Source organism: Reinekea marinisedimentorum, from assembly GCF_004341165.1.
GTDB classification, from domain to species: domain Bacteria; phylum Pseudomonadota; class Gammaproteobacteria; order Pseudomonadales; family Natronospirillaceae; genus Reinekea; species Reinekea marinisedimentorum.
This window is the reverse complement of record NZ_SLZR01000005.1, coordinates 223,461-241,427: the sequence shown is the minus strand read 5'-3', so window position 1 is coordinate 241,427 and position 17,967 is coordinate 223,461. Positions and strand designations below refer to the sequence as shown.

The window sequence follows — 17,967 nt, the reverse complement described above, 5'->3', positions numbered from 1 at the left end:
TTAGCTGATCCATTGAGGTGTCCACTTAAAATTAGGTGGACACCATCATTAGGGTCTTAGGCGAGCTTGAACAGATGAGTTGGCCGGACGCTTACTACTAACTCACCATACCATCCGAAAAGACACCTATTTATTGCAATATTAAAAGAGCTCAAACCACACCTAAGGTTCCTTAGCCATTAGTAATCCGAGTTGTATTGCAACCACATTTCGTTGTGAAAATAATTATATGGGTCATAGACATCACCGAAATTAGATGATTGCGTCCAGTTATCGACATAATCAAAAAAGGGTTGATGATCCCAGTTCTCTTCAACGCCAATCATCCGCGCACATAAAGATTCAGCAACCCAGGTTGGCGAATTGACCGAACTGTAATTACTGCTTTCGTCACCTCTTGAACAATATCGAATGCCATACAGACCATCACCATAGGTTTGGCAGTTTTCGGCGAAACCATGCTCAATTGGATATGTTCGGCTGGTTACATTCAGCATACCGCTGTGATTTAACGCCTTGCCGGCATAAAGAATAGGGAGAAGCCGTCCAGAATGATGCCCGCCATTGGCCGGGAAATATTGACCTACTTCAATCATGCCGTAGTTATCAATACCTATTTGAACCATATTCGCGATCAGTGCTAACCGGTATTCATCGGGCCAATCCAGCGCTGAGGCGAGGCAGGCCGTACCAATCGTACTGGTTAAATTGCCTCCATAACCCGGCATATTATTTATTGCATGAAGTCCACGGCCTAAATATTCAAAATGATGATCGACCCAGGGGCGAATGGTTTGTTCAATGATCGTATCCGCTGACGGTGTTGTTTCACCCACCGAATCAACCCTTGGAATATGACTCAGTGACAAATCAGAAAAAGTAAACTCATACGCTTCTTTATCCGGATCAGAATAAGGCGGCCTGAAATGACCTTCCGAGGCAATTGTTGAAATAACCGTTAATATTCCGTGGGAGACTATCCAGCCTTGCCGGTTATTAGTCCCTTCAAAGGTTGGATCAGTTAATGAGGAGACAATCGAGGTATTCACCTCAGCCGAATAAGGAAAACTTAAGCGTAAACTTGCATCGTATAGTGCCAGGCCGCTCTCATAGCCCTGGTAGGTATCTGGCCCGGCCGCAGGGTTTGCTATAGAACCGTTCGAGTTTGAATAAGGCTCTGGCGTTACACTTTCAATAACGACTGGACCGGTTATCCAACAATCACCGGTAATGTAAGCTCCGGCATTATGGTTTACACCCTGAACCACCCATTCATACTCATAATGTCTTAAGTGTGTGTTGCCATCTATTTCAACTATTTCACACTTATCACCGTATACCTCGGGCGTTTCTACATCCGGGTCTTCTGGATCAACCGGGTCCGTTGGGTCGGTCGGGTCTGTTGCGACAACATCACTTTCTGGCCAACTTAATTGAGCGACTTCAATAGCGCCAGTATCAGCGCTCCACAAGGTCAGGTTAGTAATGCCTGCTGTCTCATCCGTACCTGTTCGGTAAGCGGCATTAACAATTAAATCAACAGCATCTGTCTCATCAGCATATTCGCCAACAGAAACCGAATACAGTCGCGAAACAACATTGGTTTGAATGGTCACTTCATACCAGACACCAGGACTGTAATAAAAAGCTACGTCCGATCGATAATCACTGCCATCGCGAACATCTATTTGTCCGGAAGGTGCAAACCTAACGGTTGCTAACAGCCCATCAAAGTCATCAGCTGCAGCAGAAGAGAGCGCAACAAAACCATCCATTTGTGCGGATTCGGCACGCATCAAAAATGTTGTGGTCATATCACCTTGAATCAAATTTTGGTTGGAATGAACCCATTCATTATCAGCCCTATAGTCTGGCTCGATGGTTTCTGAATCGACCACATCCACTTGCTCCGCATCCCAGACAAGACTACCAAGCTCTAAAGAACCTATTATACCCGAGGTCCAAAGCGAGGCATAAGACACAGAAGAAATAGCCTCCGAGCCCGATCTAAAATCAGCCCCCTGCACAAGCAAGGTTAACGAGTTGCCCTTAAGGGCCACACTCACATCATAGGTTCTCGTTGTAAAATCAACATCTATCTTAATTTCATACCATTGATCCTCGATGTAAGTAAAATCAACATCGGCGCGGTATTCATCTGCATCTCGCGCTTCCATTAGGCCGCTGGGTGAAAACCTAACGCTCGCAATTGCCGCGGAAGAATCATCAATATCACTCTCAGACAGAGAGATCACACCATCCATATTAAGGCTGCCAGGCCGAACCTCAAAAGTAGCACTTAAAACACCTGATGCCTCCGATTGAGAAAAATGCATCCACCCTTCATTCACTTGAAAGGGCGAATCAGGAGATACCTCTTCCGAATCGGTTATATCAGAAATGATATTTTCTAAATCCTGCTGTGCTTCCAAACACCCTGCTAATCCACTTACCACCGCAATTAAAAGTGCAGCGTTCAAAATAGTCTTCATAATCATTTCCCTGAACATTGAAAGCTAACCGATTTCTATTCAAAATCGCCATTGTAAATCCACATTAAATCTACTATTTCTTGAAAGTTGTATTTAGACCGGCATCTCATATTTGAAATCAAACATTAAAATATGAGAACAAGCGCGTAGTTTTTAACCGATATTAAAAATGTACGCTTAGCGTGCTGCCGTTAGATTGGTAATGAGGCCTTTCGTAGTTAAAAGGTGGTGGGCTTTGAAGTTGAATTCTCATTTTGAGAAAAGCGTTAAAGGCGTTGCCGGAAGGCTGGATTCGTTGACGCCGAAGTTACCTGATCTGGGTTATCAGCGAATACTAACGATTGGTGCATTGCTTACTTATAGATGCCGCTCTCTAAACTGAAAAACGCAGTCAGGCTGACGTTTTGGCATACCCGAATCATCGAGCTTGGCATAAGGCTTATTGAAGCAGGCGGTTTGGTAGCTGGCGCTGCGCAAGCCTTCTGATAAAGAGAAGGCTATGCGGCTAGGCGTTCGATTAATTAGATGGGTGTCTGGTTAACTCACGTCTTGAATCTTCGCTGAACTGCGAAGCAAACCGTTACCTAACTTTGCGCATGGCCCACTAGGGCCGGTACTGTTGTTTTATAGAATAACATCAATACGGCTTCGGAATTGAGGCACCTATGAATAATAGCTGAATGTTGGCTTTTAGTTGTTCAGAAAATTTAGCTAGGGGTAACAGATGACTGTTGCCCCTAACGCTCGCTTAACACTCTAAATTTTGAAATCAGTTTACTGTAGATCCTCACCTACTAAGTAAGCGCCTTCCGGTCTTTCATAGGCTGTATAATCTACTTTTGGTACTTGGCTCAGTCTATATTCAATTTCTAACATTATATCCATTTCATCGGTACTCATATAACCATCTACTTGGGTAGTTGACCAAGTTATGCCAGCGAAAGCATCAATAATGGTTCGAGTAAAACGATAGGCTTGCTCTTCCTCAAAAACAAGATCGGACGATGCGTTGCTCCACGTTTTCCTTATTGGAAACCAGGCATGCTTAAGTGCATAGTTGATGCCATCATATGTATCCCAAGGCGTTTCTACCATATCTGGAATCGTATACTCTTCATATGCCCAGGAATTAGGTGGAGCACCTTGACCCAAGGGTGTGATATGGCCACCTGTGAAATCCATATATTCATTTATCACTTCATGTTTTACAATTTTGTAATCACGTTCATCTTCATCATCCACACCATCAGTATCAACATAAAGATAATCTCCTGCATCGTCAGTGAAATACTCTTTACCGTCATTAATTGCAATTGCCCACGTTGGGTCGACACTACGTAGTGTCGCGATGAAGTCGGACAATTTGCCAGGCAAGTTATTAACGTTATCTAACCAATAGCCATCAACTAAACCATCAAACCTTTCAACATAACCCAATACTAAATGGCGCCAGGCCGCTCCTTCGTCACCATCCCATTCGGATTCATAATAATCTTCCCATGCTGCTTTTATCTCAATTTCATTATCCGGGTCGGTATCTTCAATCATAGATGGGCCAGCTGTATTGAGATACAAAATCACCTTTTTGCCAGCACTACGGTAAACATCAATAACATCAAAAATTATTTGTTCGTTACCAATCTCAGGTACCATATCTGGATGGATTGCGGCAACATCAATGTTATTGTTTTCTCTCACTGTAAAAAGAAAAGCGTGGGCGGGGTGAGTCAAGGAGGTAATGACATGGCCAGCGGATGGAAGATTCGAAACAATTTCTTCTGCACCTGATACCCAGTCTGAAGTGACGGCAGATTCATCTAATTTGTATCCACCATCAACTCTTTGGGTTACTCCCCAAGACCCGGCCAACCAGCTAGCATTATTTTCACTGTGCAGGTTATCAACCTCAAGCTGACTAAAATCAGAATTACAACTCAGGGTAAAAGTCGCCACAAATAAGATTGATAGGTCTAATTTTATACTTCTAATCAAGAAAATGCCTCGTAATTCTACTAAATCGATACACGGTCAGTTTTAGAACAAATTAACTTATCACATTGATGCAGTGTAAAATGTGAACCGCTCTAATTAGGTTGAAATTGAGGTATGGAAATTATTACAACAATACTGATTTCTCTGGGCGTGAAATAGCTATCTGCCTTTCAAGAATTGTCCAAATTCACAGGGTTCACTGCGGTGGATTAAGGAAACGACCAGTCTATAGATTGTCACTGTTAATTTATATTTTTTATGAAAATCTCATGATAGGAGTATCGCTAGCCTAGTGGGCTATGCGTAAAGTTTGGTCACTAAGGAGCACAGTAGTTCAGTGAAGATCAAGGCGAAAAAACGCAGTAAAAGTGACGCTATTTCAAGGTTTTTCAACGAAGATCTTCGCTGACCTGCGAAGCGAACCGTTACCTAACTTTGCGCATGGCCCACTAGTAATGAGTAGATTGTTTCAGCTTGTCGTTTTGTGAGTGTTGTACCGTGAGATGAGACACATAAGACTCTTTCAGCGTAATGTACTATTTTCAACTCAAAATGCTTCTACTTCCATTGATCACTAAGTCGTCTTCTTTCTAAGTAGAAAGTCAAACACTGAATTTTCTTAAGTAGTGAAAAATGTATAGAACCTCCATGTTAATAGTTATTTTCAGCAGCTTTATTGTCGGTTGTAATGTAGCTTCGTTTAATGAAGCTGACAATACTGAAGTGACCAGCATCGAATTAACACTCGAGAATGCTGAGGAAGAAGTTGCCTACTCCGCCAACCTTTATGACTATGTAGCTTATGACACCCGCTTAACTGAGTTAGATCTCAGCATGAACAATGCTCCGGATTGGTTAAGCATCGACACAGACGGCAACCTGTATGGAACGCCCACAGAAACCGATATTGGCGATTACAGCTGGCAGATTAACCTTAACGATAACTATACCGCGACCGCGAGTTTAACGGTTCTCAGTCGTGAGGGCGCCCTGGTCGTTGCCTTGGGTGAATTAACCGAAGCCCCAGACGTTTTTGATGAGAACGGTGATGAATTAGCAATTGATACAAGTTCAGGTGAACTACAAGCCATCTTTTTTGATGCCCTCGACTACGAAGGTAACTCAACTCGAGCTTACGCCTGGATCGGCATTCCGGCAGATATCACAACTCCCGTTCCCGCAATGGTTTTGGTTCATGGCGGTGGTGGTACGGCTTATAGTGATTGGGTAGAGGAGTGGAATGAACGCGGCTATGCGGCCATAAGTATTGCCGTAGAAGGTCAGACAGATGAAGCCAGTTCTACGGGAGGCTGGTCTAAGCATGAATGGGCAGGTCCGTCGCGCAGTGGTATCTACAATGACGCTAACCCTGAAAGGTCCTCCTTATATGTCGATGTGCCTGACCAATGGATGTATCACGCCGTAGCAGACACTATTTTAGCCAACTCCTTACTGCGTTCTATTGATGTCATTGATGCCGATAAAATCGGGGTAATGGGTATTTCCTGGGGCGGCGTCATCACGAGTACTGTGATGGGGCTCGACGATCGCTTCGCACTTGCGATTCCTGTCTACGGATGCGGCCACCTTTATGATGCCGAAAACTGGTGGAGTAATACGCTTAGCTATAACACTCTATACAAGGAAGTGTGGGACCCTATGGTACGTATGGATAACGCCACCATGCCATCACTCTGGTTATCCTGGTCCGGAGACAATAACTTTGGCATGGACAGTTTTGCCTACAGCTATGAAGCTGCTGCTGGCGATCATATGGTGTCGTTAATTCCTGATATGGGCCATGGTCATGGGGCTGGCTGGAATCCATCAGACAGCTACGAATTTGCTGAAAGTATTTTTAGCACTGGAATTTCATGGTTTGAACAGATCTCTCTATCTGAAGATGCTCAGCCGGGCGACGATGTCAGCATGAACTTTATTTCTACTAAAGAGCTGACCAGCTATTCACTGCGTTATACGACCGGTACCGGATTTACCGGCGATCTCGACTGGCTTGATGAAACCGCCACTTTGACCGAGAGTATCGACGGTAGCTATAGCATTGACGCTACGTTGCCAGATGGTACTACTGGCTGGTATTTCAGCTTAACCGACGACGACGTTTACGCCAGTAGCGACTACAGCGAGATTATCCACTTATTCACCTCTCCTGAACAAGAACTGCAGCTGCAAGTTGCCGGTGGTGATAGCACCGCTAGTGGTGAAATAGAACTTTCGTTTACTGGTCCTACTAATATCGACATCCAGAAAATGGAGTTCAATGGTAGTGACTATGCAGACGCTTTTAGTGTCGACCTAGAGCCAGAAATAGAACTCGATGCCGACTACCCAACCGAAACACTCACCGTTACCTTTGATAACAGCGTTGCTGAGCTTGAAAGTGGAAGTAGCGTTACAGCCACGCTGACATTTACCTGGGAACATTTAGACGGTGGCAGTGACTCGCTTGATCTTTTCGTCACCGCAACTATTGCACAATAAAACCAACGCATAGCTTTGAAAAAACGCTTTAGAGTATTTGCTGGTAAATTTGATTCACTGAAGCAGAAACTGCCTGATCGGGGCGGACTATCAGTGATTTCTAAACGTGGTGCGCTACTCACTTAGAAAATCGATCGAACTAAGCAGAAGAGTTCAGTCAGGCTGAAGTTTAGACATGCCTGAAATCATTGGTATTGGATTAAAACGTATTGAGTCTGGCAGCTTGATCGCTGTCGCGATACAAGCTGATCCGCAATGAGAAGGGTTGTACGTTAGTTTAATCTTTTAGGTGGGTGTTTGGTTAATTAGGTGTCTGTGGATACCCCATTTAATTCACGGTACTTACTTAACTGACTGCATCTGAAACCACTTGGTTGCGACCCTTCTTCTTGGCTTGGTAGAGCCGCTCGTCAGCCAATTTTACGAGCGTTTCGCAATGAACAGCCTGATCACAAACCAGCGTAGCCACACCTAAACTGACGGTAACGTATTTCCCGATTGCAGAGCCTTCGTGGGGGATGCTCAGCCTGGCTATTTCATCCTTAATGCTCATGGCAATAGCGGTTGCACCCGCGTGTTCCGTTTCTGGCAGAATACAACAAAACTCTTCACCGCCGTAACGGGCCGCCAGGTCTTGTGGTCGTTTGAGTTTGCTCTGGATAACGGCAGCCACTTGTTTCAGGCATTTATCCCCAGCCAGGTGGCCATAGGTGTCGTTAAAGTCTTTAAAGAAATCCACATCGATCATGATCACAGAAATGGGTGCGTTTAGGCGGCGCATACGCTGGCATTCGGCCTCTAAAACATCGTTGAAGCAACGGCGGTTGGCCAATCCGGTCAGGGCATCGGTGAGGCTGAGGCTTTCAAGCTCATCACGGACTTTGTTCAGTTCAGCGAAGCTCCTCAACCGTACCCAGTAAGTGTGAAGCGTATAGAATGCCAACGACCACAAGATAACTAGTGCAGCTGCAGATAACCAAACCCGCTGCCGCCAGTCCGCCTGCCAGTCACGATCCGCTTCGCCAACCACAACCACAAACGGTAACCCTTCAACCTTGCGAATACCGTACAGGCGCGGTTCGTTATCTAACGGAGAGATGTCTCGAAAAGTTTTGTAGCTTTCACCGGAGGCAATGAAGGCTTCCACTAATGGGTCGTTTACTTTTTTACCCAGTTCTTCCGGCTTAGCGGGCTTTCTTGCCAGCATACGGAGGTTCTGATCAGAGATGGCTATCACGCCATGGGTGTCGACCGATACCTTTTCGAGCCATGTTGAAAAGAAATCCAAATTCACGCCAATGCCTGCCAGCCCAGTGAACGCCTCTCCGGGGAATTTTCGAGTTTGAATCACCATCAGTTCACCAATATTGCTGGTAAACATGTTTGAAACGTAGGTTTGAATATCTGGATTATCCCTGGGCACGCTGCACCATTCACGATTGCTGGCATCAAAACCCACAATGGCAGGGGTATGCGTCATAATGCAGTTTTCATCATTCAGGCCCGTACCATTTGCATGCGGGAATGTTTTACGCTTGTCGTCGATGTATTTCGAGATGCGAGCATGCGCCTCGGCATTGACAGCTGGATATTGAAGCTCTGAAACGGGCACCGTGAGGACAATATCACGGAGAATATAATCCGAAGCAGCAAAGGCGCCTTTTATCCACTCGGCAATCAGGATACTGGTGCTTGCAACGCGCTCTTCCGCTTTAGCTTCTTCCCGTGATAAGGAGTATTGCAGCTCATAAAGAGTCATACCGCCAATCAGCAGGCAAAACACAACGCAGTAGATAAGGCTCTTTTTACGCTTGATCATAGGTTTGTGTACCAACGATAATCGAGGTTTTCTGATCCCCTTGAAATATCGTTACTACAGCTGCTGAAATGCTCGGCAGTCAACAATATTGGGACTGTGCAGTGCAGTCTAGAATGTTTTAAATGATACAGCTAATCAGAGCGTCAAGAAGCAGCTATAAACATCTAGGTAATTAGGCTGAGAAGAAGGCTCTTAAACTGGACTCTACCTTCTTTATAACACAGTACTCAGTAGGTAGTGGGGTGATCACTATAATGCAGTCAGCCCAGTTAAGAAGCGCTCTTTATTTGTTTGTGAATTCGCTCAAAGCTAAATAATCACGCCTGCAGGACTTGATCACGAATGATTCGAGTAACGCCACTCTCGTTATTCGCGGGTGCTACAAAGCGAGCTAGCTTTTTAATTTCAGGGTGTGCGTTTTCCATTGCGTAACTGAAGTGCGTTTCTTTGAGCATTTCAATATCGTTAAAATAATCACCAAAGCTCATGCACTGCTGATAGCTGAAACCAAACCTCTGCCGTAGAATTTTAATAGCGGTACCTTTCGAAGCGGATTTCTCCATAAAATCTAACCAAACAGGCGCACTGACGACAACCTGGAGGGTTTCTGAAAACAGCGGGCTGGCCACCGGGTAAACATGCTTTTCGGTGCCATTGAAGTTTAGAACGGCAACCTTGATGATCTCATCGTCAACATGCAGCAAGTTATCTACGTGCTTTACCTTCGCATAGTATTTCCGGATTTCGCTGAGGGCTTCAGGGTTCTTAGTGTCAATGTAGGCAATGCCTTTGCCACATAAAACGATGTAGGTGCTTTCAATGGGGTGAATGCTGTTGATGATCTGTTTAACGCTCTGCTGATCAATAGTAGAGCTGTGCAGCTCCTCCCCCTGATGCATTACAAGAGTGCCATTATCGGATATAAACAGCATTTCATCTTTAATTGATTCGAAGGTTTCCAATAAGCTTTCATACTGACGACCCGACGCTGCAGCAAACATGACACCACGGGCCTTTAGCTGTTCGAATACCTCATAGAAATCATCGGGCAGTTGTTTATCGTCATTTAACAAAGAGCCGTCCATATCGGCGGCTATAAATTTGATAGGATTCACGGGCGGTTACTCTGCTTTAGGGTTCGGTATGGGCTTTGATGCCAGTGGCGTTTGCACCACTGGCGGTTGAATTATGCCGTAGAAGCAGAGGTAGATGAAAGCTTCAAAAGTGCTTATTAAAACGGACAGTTTTGTGGCTAAAGGCTACTTCTGAGTTCAGCCAATAGCTTTAAACTGTGGCTGCGAGCATCAGCGTTATAAATAGGCATGGAAACGATCAATTCATCTATATCGGTCATGGCAATAAATTTGGTTAACTTATCTTTCACACTGTCTTTTGTGCCAACCAAAGCGTATGTCAGTACATGATTAACCATCTGTTTATCGGCCAATGTCCAGCGCCCTTCCATTGAATCGACCGGCGCAGGAAAGCGGGTATTGCCACCTGTACGCATTTGCATAAACTTTTGTTGTACGGATGTAAATAAATAGTCAGCCTCGGCCTGGGTATCCGCCAGAACCACCATCATGCCTGCCATGCTGTAGGGCTTCGGGTTTTTCTCACTGGGCCGATAAGTCTCTTTATAAACACGCAATGCCTGTTGTAAATGGTCGGGCGCAAAATGAGACGCAAAGGAATAAGGCAAACCAAAATTCGCCGCCAGCTCCGCGCTGTAAAGGCTAGAGCCCAGCAGCCACAGCGGTACTTGAGTGCCTTGACCGGGCACGGCAATAACGGGCTGTTCTTCATTACTGAAGTAGGCCTGTAACTCTTTAATGTCTTGCGGGTATTGATCAACCGAGCCATGAAGGCTGCGGCGTAGTGCTTGTGCGGTGTTCATATCCGTACCCGGCGCTCGGCCTAAACCCAGATCGACACGGTTCGGGTATAGCTCTGCCAACGTACCAAACTGTTCGGCAATCACAAGCGGCGCATGGTTTGGCAGCATAACGCCTCCGGCACCGATTCTTATGGTCTTTGTTGCTGCGCCTATATTCGCCAAAATAACTGACGTCGCAGAACTTGCGATACCTTTCATGCCGTGATGTTCGGCCAACCAGTATCGTTTATAGTCTAAAGCTTCTGCTTCAACGGCCATTTTGCCTGTTTGCTTCAGAGAGTCTGCGACCGAATAACCTTCAGCCACGGTAGAAAGATCTAAAATTGAAAACGGAATCATATTAGCGCCACGTTGAAATACGTAGCTTTCTATATAGGGGCGGGTATTTGTTTAAACAAGTGATGGGAGTGTAAGTCTAAGTGCTCATTGACGCGTTTGTTAGCTTGGCCGAATTCAATCGACTGATACCTGTAAGCTATGATTCTTATGGTGTTCAAACATCATCGCTATATCTTCTGGTAATACTCTGCTTATAGACAGCATTGGTAAGTTACTTAACTCAAAAAAACCAATTTCAGATATTTCAATATTTACCTTAGGGTCGCCTGATACGAAGTTGCAAAGAAAAAACATTTTATAGATATGAAATGGATAAGTCGGAACATATGGATGAATGGCGCGATCCTTTACAGAAATAAGCCTTGGTTCATTTACCGTATAGCCGGATTCTTCAAAGACTTCACGCACAACACCCTGCGATGGTGTTTCACTCACATCCGCCCAGCCACCAGGTAGTGTCCAACAGTTATCTTCGCGTTCACGGACAAGAAGAATTTTATTGTTCTTGATGACACCAGCTCGCAAATCGATTTTTGGGGTTGGATACCCCGATTCAGGGATAAATAGATTTTGTACTCTTTGCAGAGAAGTATCACCCAGTTCGGCAAACATCTGATGCGATATATCAGCTATGCTTTCAAAGCGCTCAAGATCGTATTTATCCTTGGAATACACTTTGCCAGCTTGGCTCAATGCTTGAAGTTGCTTTGCCCATTCAATCCATTTACTCAAAATGACCCCTGTGAAGCGCTTGTTAAATTTTAAGATGGGTGGCTAAATAATTAGCTATCAGACATAAATCCAGCCAATGGTTAATTGTGCAGTTTAGCTATCGGGCGAAGTTCAACGACAGTGCTGCAGCTTATTAATGTTTAGGCCGTAGCACCACTTTACTTACTAATAAAGTAATTATTCCTGATAGAAGTATAACTACCACCCAAAACATTGGGTACCCGCGCATGTATTGAGGAGTAAAATCAGGTTTTACGCCCTCACAAGCTAAGCCCAAATTGTTCCAAACTCCTCCAGCGTCAAAGCAAGCATCTACACTAAAAAACGCTACTAAAAGCAATGCACTAATAACGAATACGAGGGTTAATACAATTCGTCTCATTCTCGAAAAAACCTAACGCCCAATTTTTGGGGCGAGTGAACGATAGTGAACGAGTCCTAAGCCCGCCGCGGAACGCGGTTTTTGGCGGGCGTGAACAGCTTTGGTTTGTTAAAATGGGTCTGCCTTTGAAGGAAGATTAACATGTTCAGCTTTGTCACCGCATACACTACAAGTACTACTAACTCGGAGCTTATAATCTACAAAGAAACTTAAAATTTTGAAAAAGTAAGGTGTAGCCTTATAAATTAAAAATATGACTAAAATATATCCCATTCCGCTTCTAGACCCAGTCCAAGTTCGCTCACCAAAGTCTCCTGAACTTATAGCCGATATCATTAGTGCAATAGTCAGCCATCCTATTAGGAATAGAATCCCTCCAAAAAAACCACCAAGAAAAACGATCCCTATTAAATCCCCCTTATTAGCTTTAAAGGAGACTTTTGGACGTCTCAATTTGTTACAGCACTGAAGTTTCATCTTTTACTTTTAATGCCCCTAAACAGTCGCGCAATGGAGCGCCAGCGGAATTGCGTCCAATGCCCGCCGCGGAGTGGTTTTAGGTGGGCATGAACTGCTTTGGATTGTTAAGAGTTAGATTAGCTCGTTCAGTACTGCAACTTCTGAAGAAGGCAAATAAATAACATTGACTGTTTCACCTGCTCTCAATGGAAACAATACTTTGGGGAGCTTTTCTTCCGAGAACTTCTTTAAAGCAATCCATAATTCATCTGGTATCCAATCTGAATTATCTACATTTTCAATGGTGATTGACTCGGCCGCACCTTCCAGTGTTAGCTGAACGCTTGCGCTCTCCCAATCATCACTTGAATCTACAGAAATATTTTGTATTTCAGCATCTTTAACTAACGAAAAACAAGACTTAACAATTTCAGGCAAATAGTCACTCGGGCAAACACCTTGCTCAAGTTCAAACCCAACTCCGACTTCCCTTAACGCGCAGCCTAAATCTTCCTCAAACACATGATCTACCGGATAGCCATTCTTTATATCCGCTTCATATGCCTCGATATCAAATAGATCTTTATCGATTTCGAGTCCATTCTTCTCACCCCAAGCTACCAGTTTTTCAATACGCTCTCTCATTTTTCATTCCTTTCACTTATGAATTAACGACTCTTAATGTTCGTAACAGGCGAAAATTTGGAGCACTAGCGGAAATTTTTCCATGCCTGCTTACGCTTGTTATATTTCTACTTGACTCAATCCGATAACGGCTGCCAAAGTTCTAAATCGCTCTCTAATATTAGAGGCATCATTGGTGCCCTGCTGAGACAACCGATCGTACTCTAACAAATCAAAACTAGACTCAGAATATTCGCTCTCAGCGACTCTTCTGTTTTCATAAAGCTTTTCTCGGAAATCTATTAGCTTTCTTCTAGTTATTTTTGATTCTTCACCTAGCTCAATAGCCTTCTTGAAAATCAGATAATACAAGACCATATTACCTTGCGCCCTCAGTAGATCATCGGAAGCAACGAAGAGGTTAGACATGGCATCTAGTACAACCATTACTGAATCGCGAGCGTTATCCACTTCTTGATTTTCTACCTGGTTCTTTTTAACAAAGCTGTCCAAATATGCTTTCTTCGTGTCTACAAGTTTATTGGTTGTGGAAAGACTATGCTCTGTTAATAGAATCCTTCCTGCAACCTCCATGTGCTGATACCGATTATTTTTAAACTTTACCCTGTTCAAAAACAACTCATGTTGAGCTATTCCCCTTATAGCATTAACAACTGTTCCACCTAAGGCATTCCGTTTCTCTGCCGCATTGAGCGGAACAGCCTCATTTAGTCGTGAAAACATGTCTTCTATTAGGTCTTCATCATCGGTGCTAACCCCGACAATAGGGAGCACAAATGAATCAAATTGAATGCGAATGCGTGGGTATTCCTTGGCAATATCTTCGTAACTTAAGCCCGATAGCTTGATATCTGGGTCTCTTTGATACTCAAAATCATCAGAGAGTGTAAAAGAGCCCTCTATGAATTTCCAAATCGTTTCTAACCTCTGCCTGCCATCGATTACTGAATATGAAATTCCCGTTTTTGCCTTTTCATCTCTGTCATATATATGGAAATAAATCTTTGGAATATCGTAATCATTTAAAATCGAATCAATTAAAAGCTGCCTTTTTTCAAGGGGCCATACATCACCCATTCTTTGATATGGAGGATCTAATTTTATTTCATCCTTTTCGGCATATATAAGCATTGTGGTTGTATTTTTTAGAGGTGAGGTTTCTATGTAGCTCATTTGATGCCCTCTTTGATGATATCCCCAATACTAGACAGCTCTGGAAATAGTTGAAATTTCGTGTAGCCCAACAAGGCCAATTGATTTTTAATTCTTTCTTTAGAGTTCGCAGGAATAACAAATTTTAACGTATGCGATCTATCTCCCACCTCCTCAATTGGAATGTTTTCGTGATGATGAATTGTAAAAACACCAAGTTGAGCCTGAATTCTGGCATTATTTCTAGTGGCAATTGTGGCCACTGGAAACAGTTGAATTCGTGAATTGCTTTTCAAACTCTCGACTGAATAGCTTTCTAGCTCTTCATCATCAAATGATGGAATAAAGCCTTCTTCTTCTTTATTGTTTATTCTTGCATGCTTATTCAGTTCAGATGGGTAAAGCAACCAAAGTGCACCATCTTCTTCTCCATGTTTTTCTATATTTTCTACTGCAAAATAAAGCGCTACTAAAGGGCTTTCACTCCAATCAAGAAGTCTTGTCGGAACACCGTAATGCTGCATGAGAAACAACCAATCGAATGACTCTTTTGGACTGGTTTCTATAAGCATTGCAGCACTTTGCTTGAAACGCTTTAGTAGTGTTGACTCTGACTGCCTACCATCGAGACGCAAGTAGTAAGGGGTGAGCGACCAATCTTTAGAACCCTGCCCTCTATACCAGATAGATTGAACCTGATCTTTTTGTATTTCTTCAAGTCGCTCAAGGAGCTCTTGTACTGAATTAATTTCCATTTACTCTCCTTGAAATATAACGCCTACAGCACGCGCGAGTTTACGAGTCGCGTGCCTGTGTTTGTTATAGCGCTTTTTACGTACTCAATTGCGCCCTTGAAAAGTGGGTGCCAGTTCTCGTCCAACTGGCTATCTAATGCCTGCCAATAAAATCTAAAAGTATGACCATTATCATCTAGGCAAGAGTGCTCCCATCGTTCTGCTGGTGTGCTATCTAATTCTATTTCACAGAATCCCCAAACCTGGCCTTCGAATTTGGCGTCCCAACAGCCCAAATCAGATACCACTTTTCCTACCAGCCCTGATTCCTCAAACAATTCTCGTTCACAAGCTGCTTCGAGTGACTCTCCACTTTCAATTGTCCCTTTAACAATTTGGTTGCCAGCCAATGGGTGCTCGAAAGCAAGAAATTCATATTGCTCATTATTTTTTCTAATGACTAATGGACATGCTTTATTCATAGTTTTTTAGCTATAACAGATTATTCTGCCGCTCAAGCGGCTTTTTCCAGAGCGGCTTTTCCCCGTGATTAAATTCTAGCCACTCTCCATATACTCTAACTTAGAGCAAAACCTGTCAATTTGAATATCCACAAAAAGCCGCGTCAGCGGTTTTTACCGGAATACTGCCGCGCCTGCAGGCCTTTGTTCATGCAGTGTTCAATATTTAGCCGGTACCAGTACCGCATACAAAATGAACTGCGCGCCATGTTTTACCGCTCATGCGGCAAAACCCGGGAAATTCTGATGTTTTGCGGCTCAACTAACGGGTATTTAGGAGTTCAAGTCATGGTTGGCGTGAGAATTTAAGTGATTGCCTGCTTGTCGTTTAGGCTGCGCTAAACAGACCCAGCAAAAAAAAGGGAACCCCCTCTCAGGAATTCCCGTTATGAATACTGCTACAAACCAAGCTTCGTTAAATGCTCGGTGAGTAGCTAAACCGTCTGGCTTTAATCTTCCAGCATCTCGGTGTTACGCACTGCGCCTTTATCGGCACTGGTGGCCAGCAGGGCATAGGCTTTCAATGCGCTGGTCACTTTACGTTCGCGTTTTTCCGCAGGTTTCCAGGCGGCTTTGCCTTTGGCTTCCATAGCGGCGCGGCGTTCGGCCAGTTGCTCGGCTGTTAGGTCGACATCGATGGAGCGCTTTGGAATGTTGATCAGGATGGTGTCGCCTTCCTCGATTAAGCCAATCGCGCCGCCTGCGGCTGCTTCCGGTGAGCAGTGGCCGATAGACAAGCCACTGGTGCCGCCAGAGAAGCGGCCGTCGGTGAGCAGGGCACAGGCTTTGCCCAAGCCTTTAGATTTCAGGTAGCTGGTTGGGTAGAGCATTTCCTGCATGCCTGGGCCGCCTTTAGGGCCTTCGTAGCGGATGATGACAACGTCACCTGCTTCAATTTGATCGTCCAGAATGCCTTTTACGGCGGAATCCTGGCTTTCAAAGATGCGTGCGCGGCCTTTAAATTCCAGAATGCTTTCATCAACGCCGGCGGTTTTAACCACACAGCCGCTTTCAGCGATGTTGCCTTTCAGTACCGCCAGGCCGCCTTCCAGTGAGAAGGCGTGTTCAATTGAGCGAATACAGCCGTTAGCGCGGTCACCATCCAGCGTTGGCCAGCGGGTGGCCTGGCTGAAGGCGGTTTGCGTAGGAATACCGGCAGGGCCTGCTTTGTAGAATTCGTTCACGGCGGCATCGTTGGTGGTCATGATGTCCCACTGCTGCAGGGCTTCTTTCATGGTGGCGGTGTGTACGGTGGGTACATCGGTATGCAGCAAACCGGCGCGGTCGAGCTCGGCCAAAATGCCGAAGATGCCGCCCGCGCGGTGTACGTCTTCAACGTGATACTTAGGCGTGTTCGGCGCAACTTTACACAGCTGGGGCACCTTACGGGAAAGGTCGTCCATGTGGCCCATGTTGTAATCGACGCCGGCTTCCTGCGCCACTGCCAGCAGGTGCAGAATGGTGTTGGTGGAGCCGCCCATGGCGATATCCAGCGACATGGCGTTTTCAAAGGCTTTGAACGAAGCGATAGAACGCGGCAGAACAGATTCGTCTTCCTGCTCGTAGTAACGCTTGCACAGTTCAACAATGCGGCGACCCGCCTGCAGGAACAGTTCTTTACGGTCTGCGTGAGTTGCAACCAGGGTGCCGTTGCCCGGCAGCGAAAGGCCGATGGCTTCGGTTAAGCAGTTCATGGAGTTGGCGGTGAACATGCCAGAGCAGGAGCCACAGGTAGGGCAGGCGCTGCGCTCGTATTCCGCTACTTTTTCATCGCTGGCAGAATCATCGGCTGCAATCACCATGGCGTCGACCAGGTCGAGTTTGTTTTCAGACAGCTTGGTTTTACCGGCTTCCATCGGGCCGCCAGAAACGAAGATAACCGGAATGTTCAGGCGCATAGAGGCCATGAGCATTCCCGGGGTAATTTTATCGCAGTTAGAGATGCATACCATGGCGTCTGCACAATGAGCGTTAACCATGTATTCAACAGAGTCGGCAATAATTTCGCGTGAAGGCAGGGAGTAGAGCATGCCGTCGTGACCCATGGCGATGCCGTCGTCGACTGCAATGGTGTTGAATTCTTTAGCAACACCGCCGGCGGCTTCAATTTCGCGTGCGACCAGCTGGCCCATGTCTTTCAGGTGAACGTGGCCTGGAACAAACTGAGTAAAGCTGTTTACTACGGCGATGATCGGTTTGCTGAAGTCGTCATCTTTCATGCCAGTGGCACGCCAGAGAGAACGGGCACCGGCCATATTACGACCAGCGGTAGAGGTTTTTGAGCGATATTGAGGCATGAGT

12 protein-coding genes are annotated in these 17,967 nt (G+C 45.1%); 1 reads left to right on the top strand and 11 read right to left on the bottom strand.

Annotated elements, in window-relative coordinates; genetic code table 11:
* Positions 1 to 179: 179 nt before the first annotated feature.
* Both BCF53_RS08230 and BCF53_RS08225 read right to left on the bottom strand, forming a co-directional pair.
* Positions 180 to 2,492: a hypothetical protein gene (locus BCF53_RS08230; protein ID WP_132701238.1), complete on the bottom strand. Its 2,313-nt coding sequence runs from the start codon at positions 2,490 to 2,492 to the stop codon at positions 180 to 182.
* A gap of 774 nt (positions 2,493 to 3,266) precedes the next feature.
* Positions 3,267 to 4,484, bottom strand: a complete 1,218-nt coding sequence (locus BCF53_RS08225; RefSeq protein WP_132701237.1) for a hypothetical protein — start codon at positions 4,482 to 4,484, stop codon at positions 3,267 to 3,269.
* Between the two features lie 648 nt (positions 4,485 to 5,132).
* Here BCF53_RS08225 and BCF53_RS08220 point away from each other — a divergent pair.
* Complete coding sequence (locus BCF53_RS08220) at positions 5,133 to 6,986, top strand: alpha/beta hydrolase family protein (protein ID WP_165901851.1); 1,854 nt, start codon at positions 5,133 to 5,135, stop codon at positions 6,984 to 6,986.
* 346 nt (positions 6,987 to 7,332) lie between these two features.
* Here the strand turns inward: BCF53_RS08220 and BCF53_RS08215 are convergent, their stop codons facing one another.
* The 9 genes from BCF53_RS08215 to ilvD form a co-directional block, all read right to left on the bottom strand.
* A complete protein-coding gene (locus BCF53_RS08215) occupies positions 7,333 to 8,805 on the bottom strand; it encodes a sensor domain-containing diguanylate cyclase (protein WP_132701235.1) in 1,473 nt (490 codons plus the stop codon).
* A 317-nt stretch (positions 8,806 to 9,122) separates the two neighbouring features.
* On the bottom strand, positions 9,123 to 9,920 hold the full coding sequence (locus tag BCF53_RS08210; protein ID WP_207902675.1) for an HAD family hydrolase: 798 nt from the start codon (positions 9,918 to 9,920) through the stop codon (positions 9,123 to 9,125).
* Positions 9,921 to 10,057: 137 nt separating this feature from the next.
* Positions 10,058 to 11,041, bottom strand: a complete 984-nt coding sequence (locus BCF53_RS08205; protein WP_132701234.1) for an LLM class flavin-dependent oxidoreductase — start codon at positions 11,039 to 11,041, stop codon at positions 10,058 to 10,060.
* A 114-nt stretch (positions 11,042 to 11,155) separates the two neighbouring features.
* Entirely contained in the window at positions 11,156 to 11,773 is a 618-nt protein-coding gene (locus tag BCF53_RS08200) for an NUDIX hydrolase (protein ID WP_132701233.1), read from the bottom strand.
* Positions 11,774 to 12,746: 973 nt separating this feature from the next.
* Positions 12,747 to 13,259, bottom strand: coding sequence for a hypothetical protein (locus tag BCF53_RS08195; protein WP_132701232.1), 513 nt, complete (start codon positions 13,257 to 13,259; stop codon positions 12,747 to 12,749).
* A 99-nt stretch (positions 13,260 to 13,358) separates the two neighbouring features.
* Positions 13,359 to 14,432 carry a DUF262 domain-containing protein gene (locus BCF53_RS08190; RefSeq protein ID WP_132701231.1) on the bottom strand — a complete coding sequence of 358 codons (1,074 nt, stop codon included), beginning with the start codon at positions 14,430 to 14,432 and terminating at the stop codon, positions 13,359 to 13,361.
* Positions 14,429 to 15,166 carry an FRG domain-containing protein gene (locus BCF53_RS08185; RefSeq protein ID WP_132701230.1) on the bottom strand — a complete coding sequence of 246 codons (738 nt, stop codon included), beginning with the start codon at positions 15,164 to 15,166 and terminating at the stop codon, positions 14,429 to 14,431. Before BCF53_RS08185 ends, BCF53_RS08190 begins: the two co-directional genes overlap by 4 nt.
* A gap of 23 nt (positions 15,167 to 15,189) precedes the next feature.
* Positions 15,190 to 15,627 (bottom strand): NUDIX hydrolase, encoded by a 438-nt coding sequence (locus BCF53_RS08180; RefSeq protein WP_132701229.1) that lies wholly within the window; start codon positions 15,625 to 15,627, stop codon positions 15,190 to 15,192.
* 488 nt (positions 15,628 to 16,115) lie between these two features.
* Complete coding sequence (gene ilvD, locus BCF53_RS08175; RefSeq protein WP_132701228.1) at positions 16,116 to 17,963, bottom strand: dihydroxy-acid dehydratase; 1,848 nt, start codon at positions 17,961 to 17,963, stop codon at positions 16,116 to 16,118.
* Positions 17,964 to 17,967 lie beyond the last annotated feature (4 nt).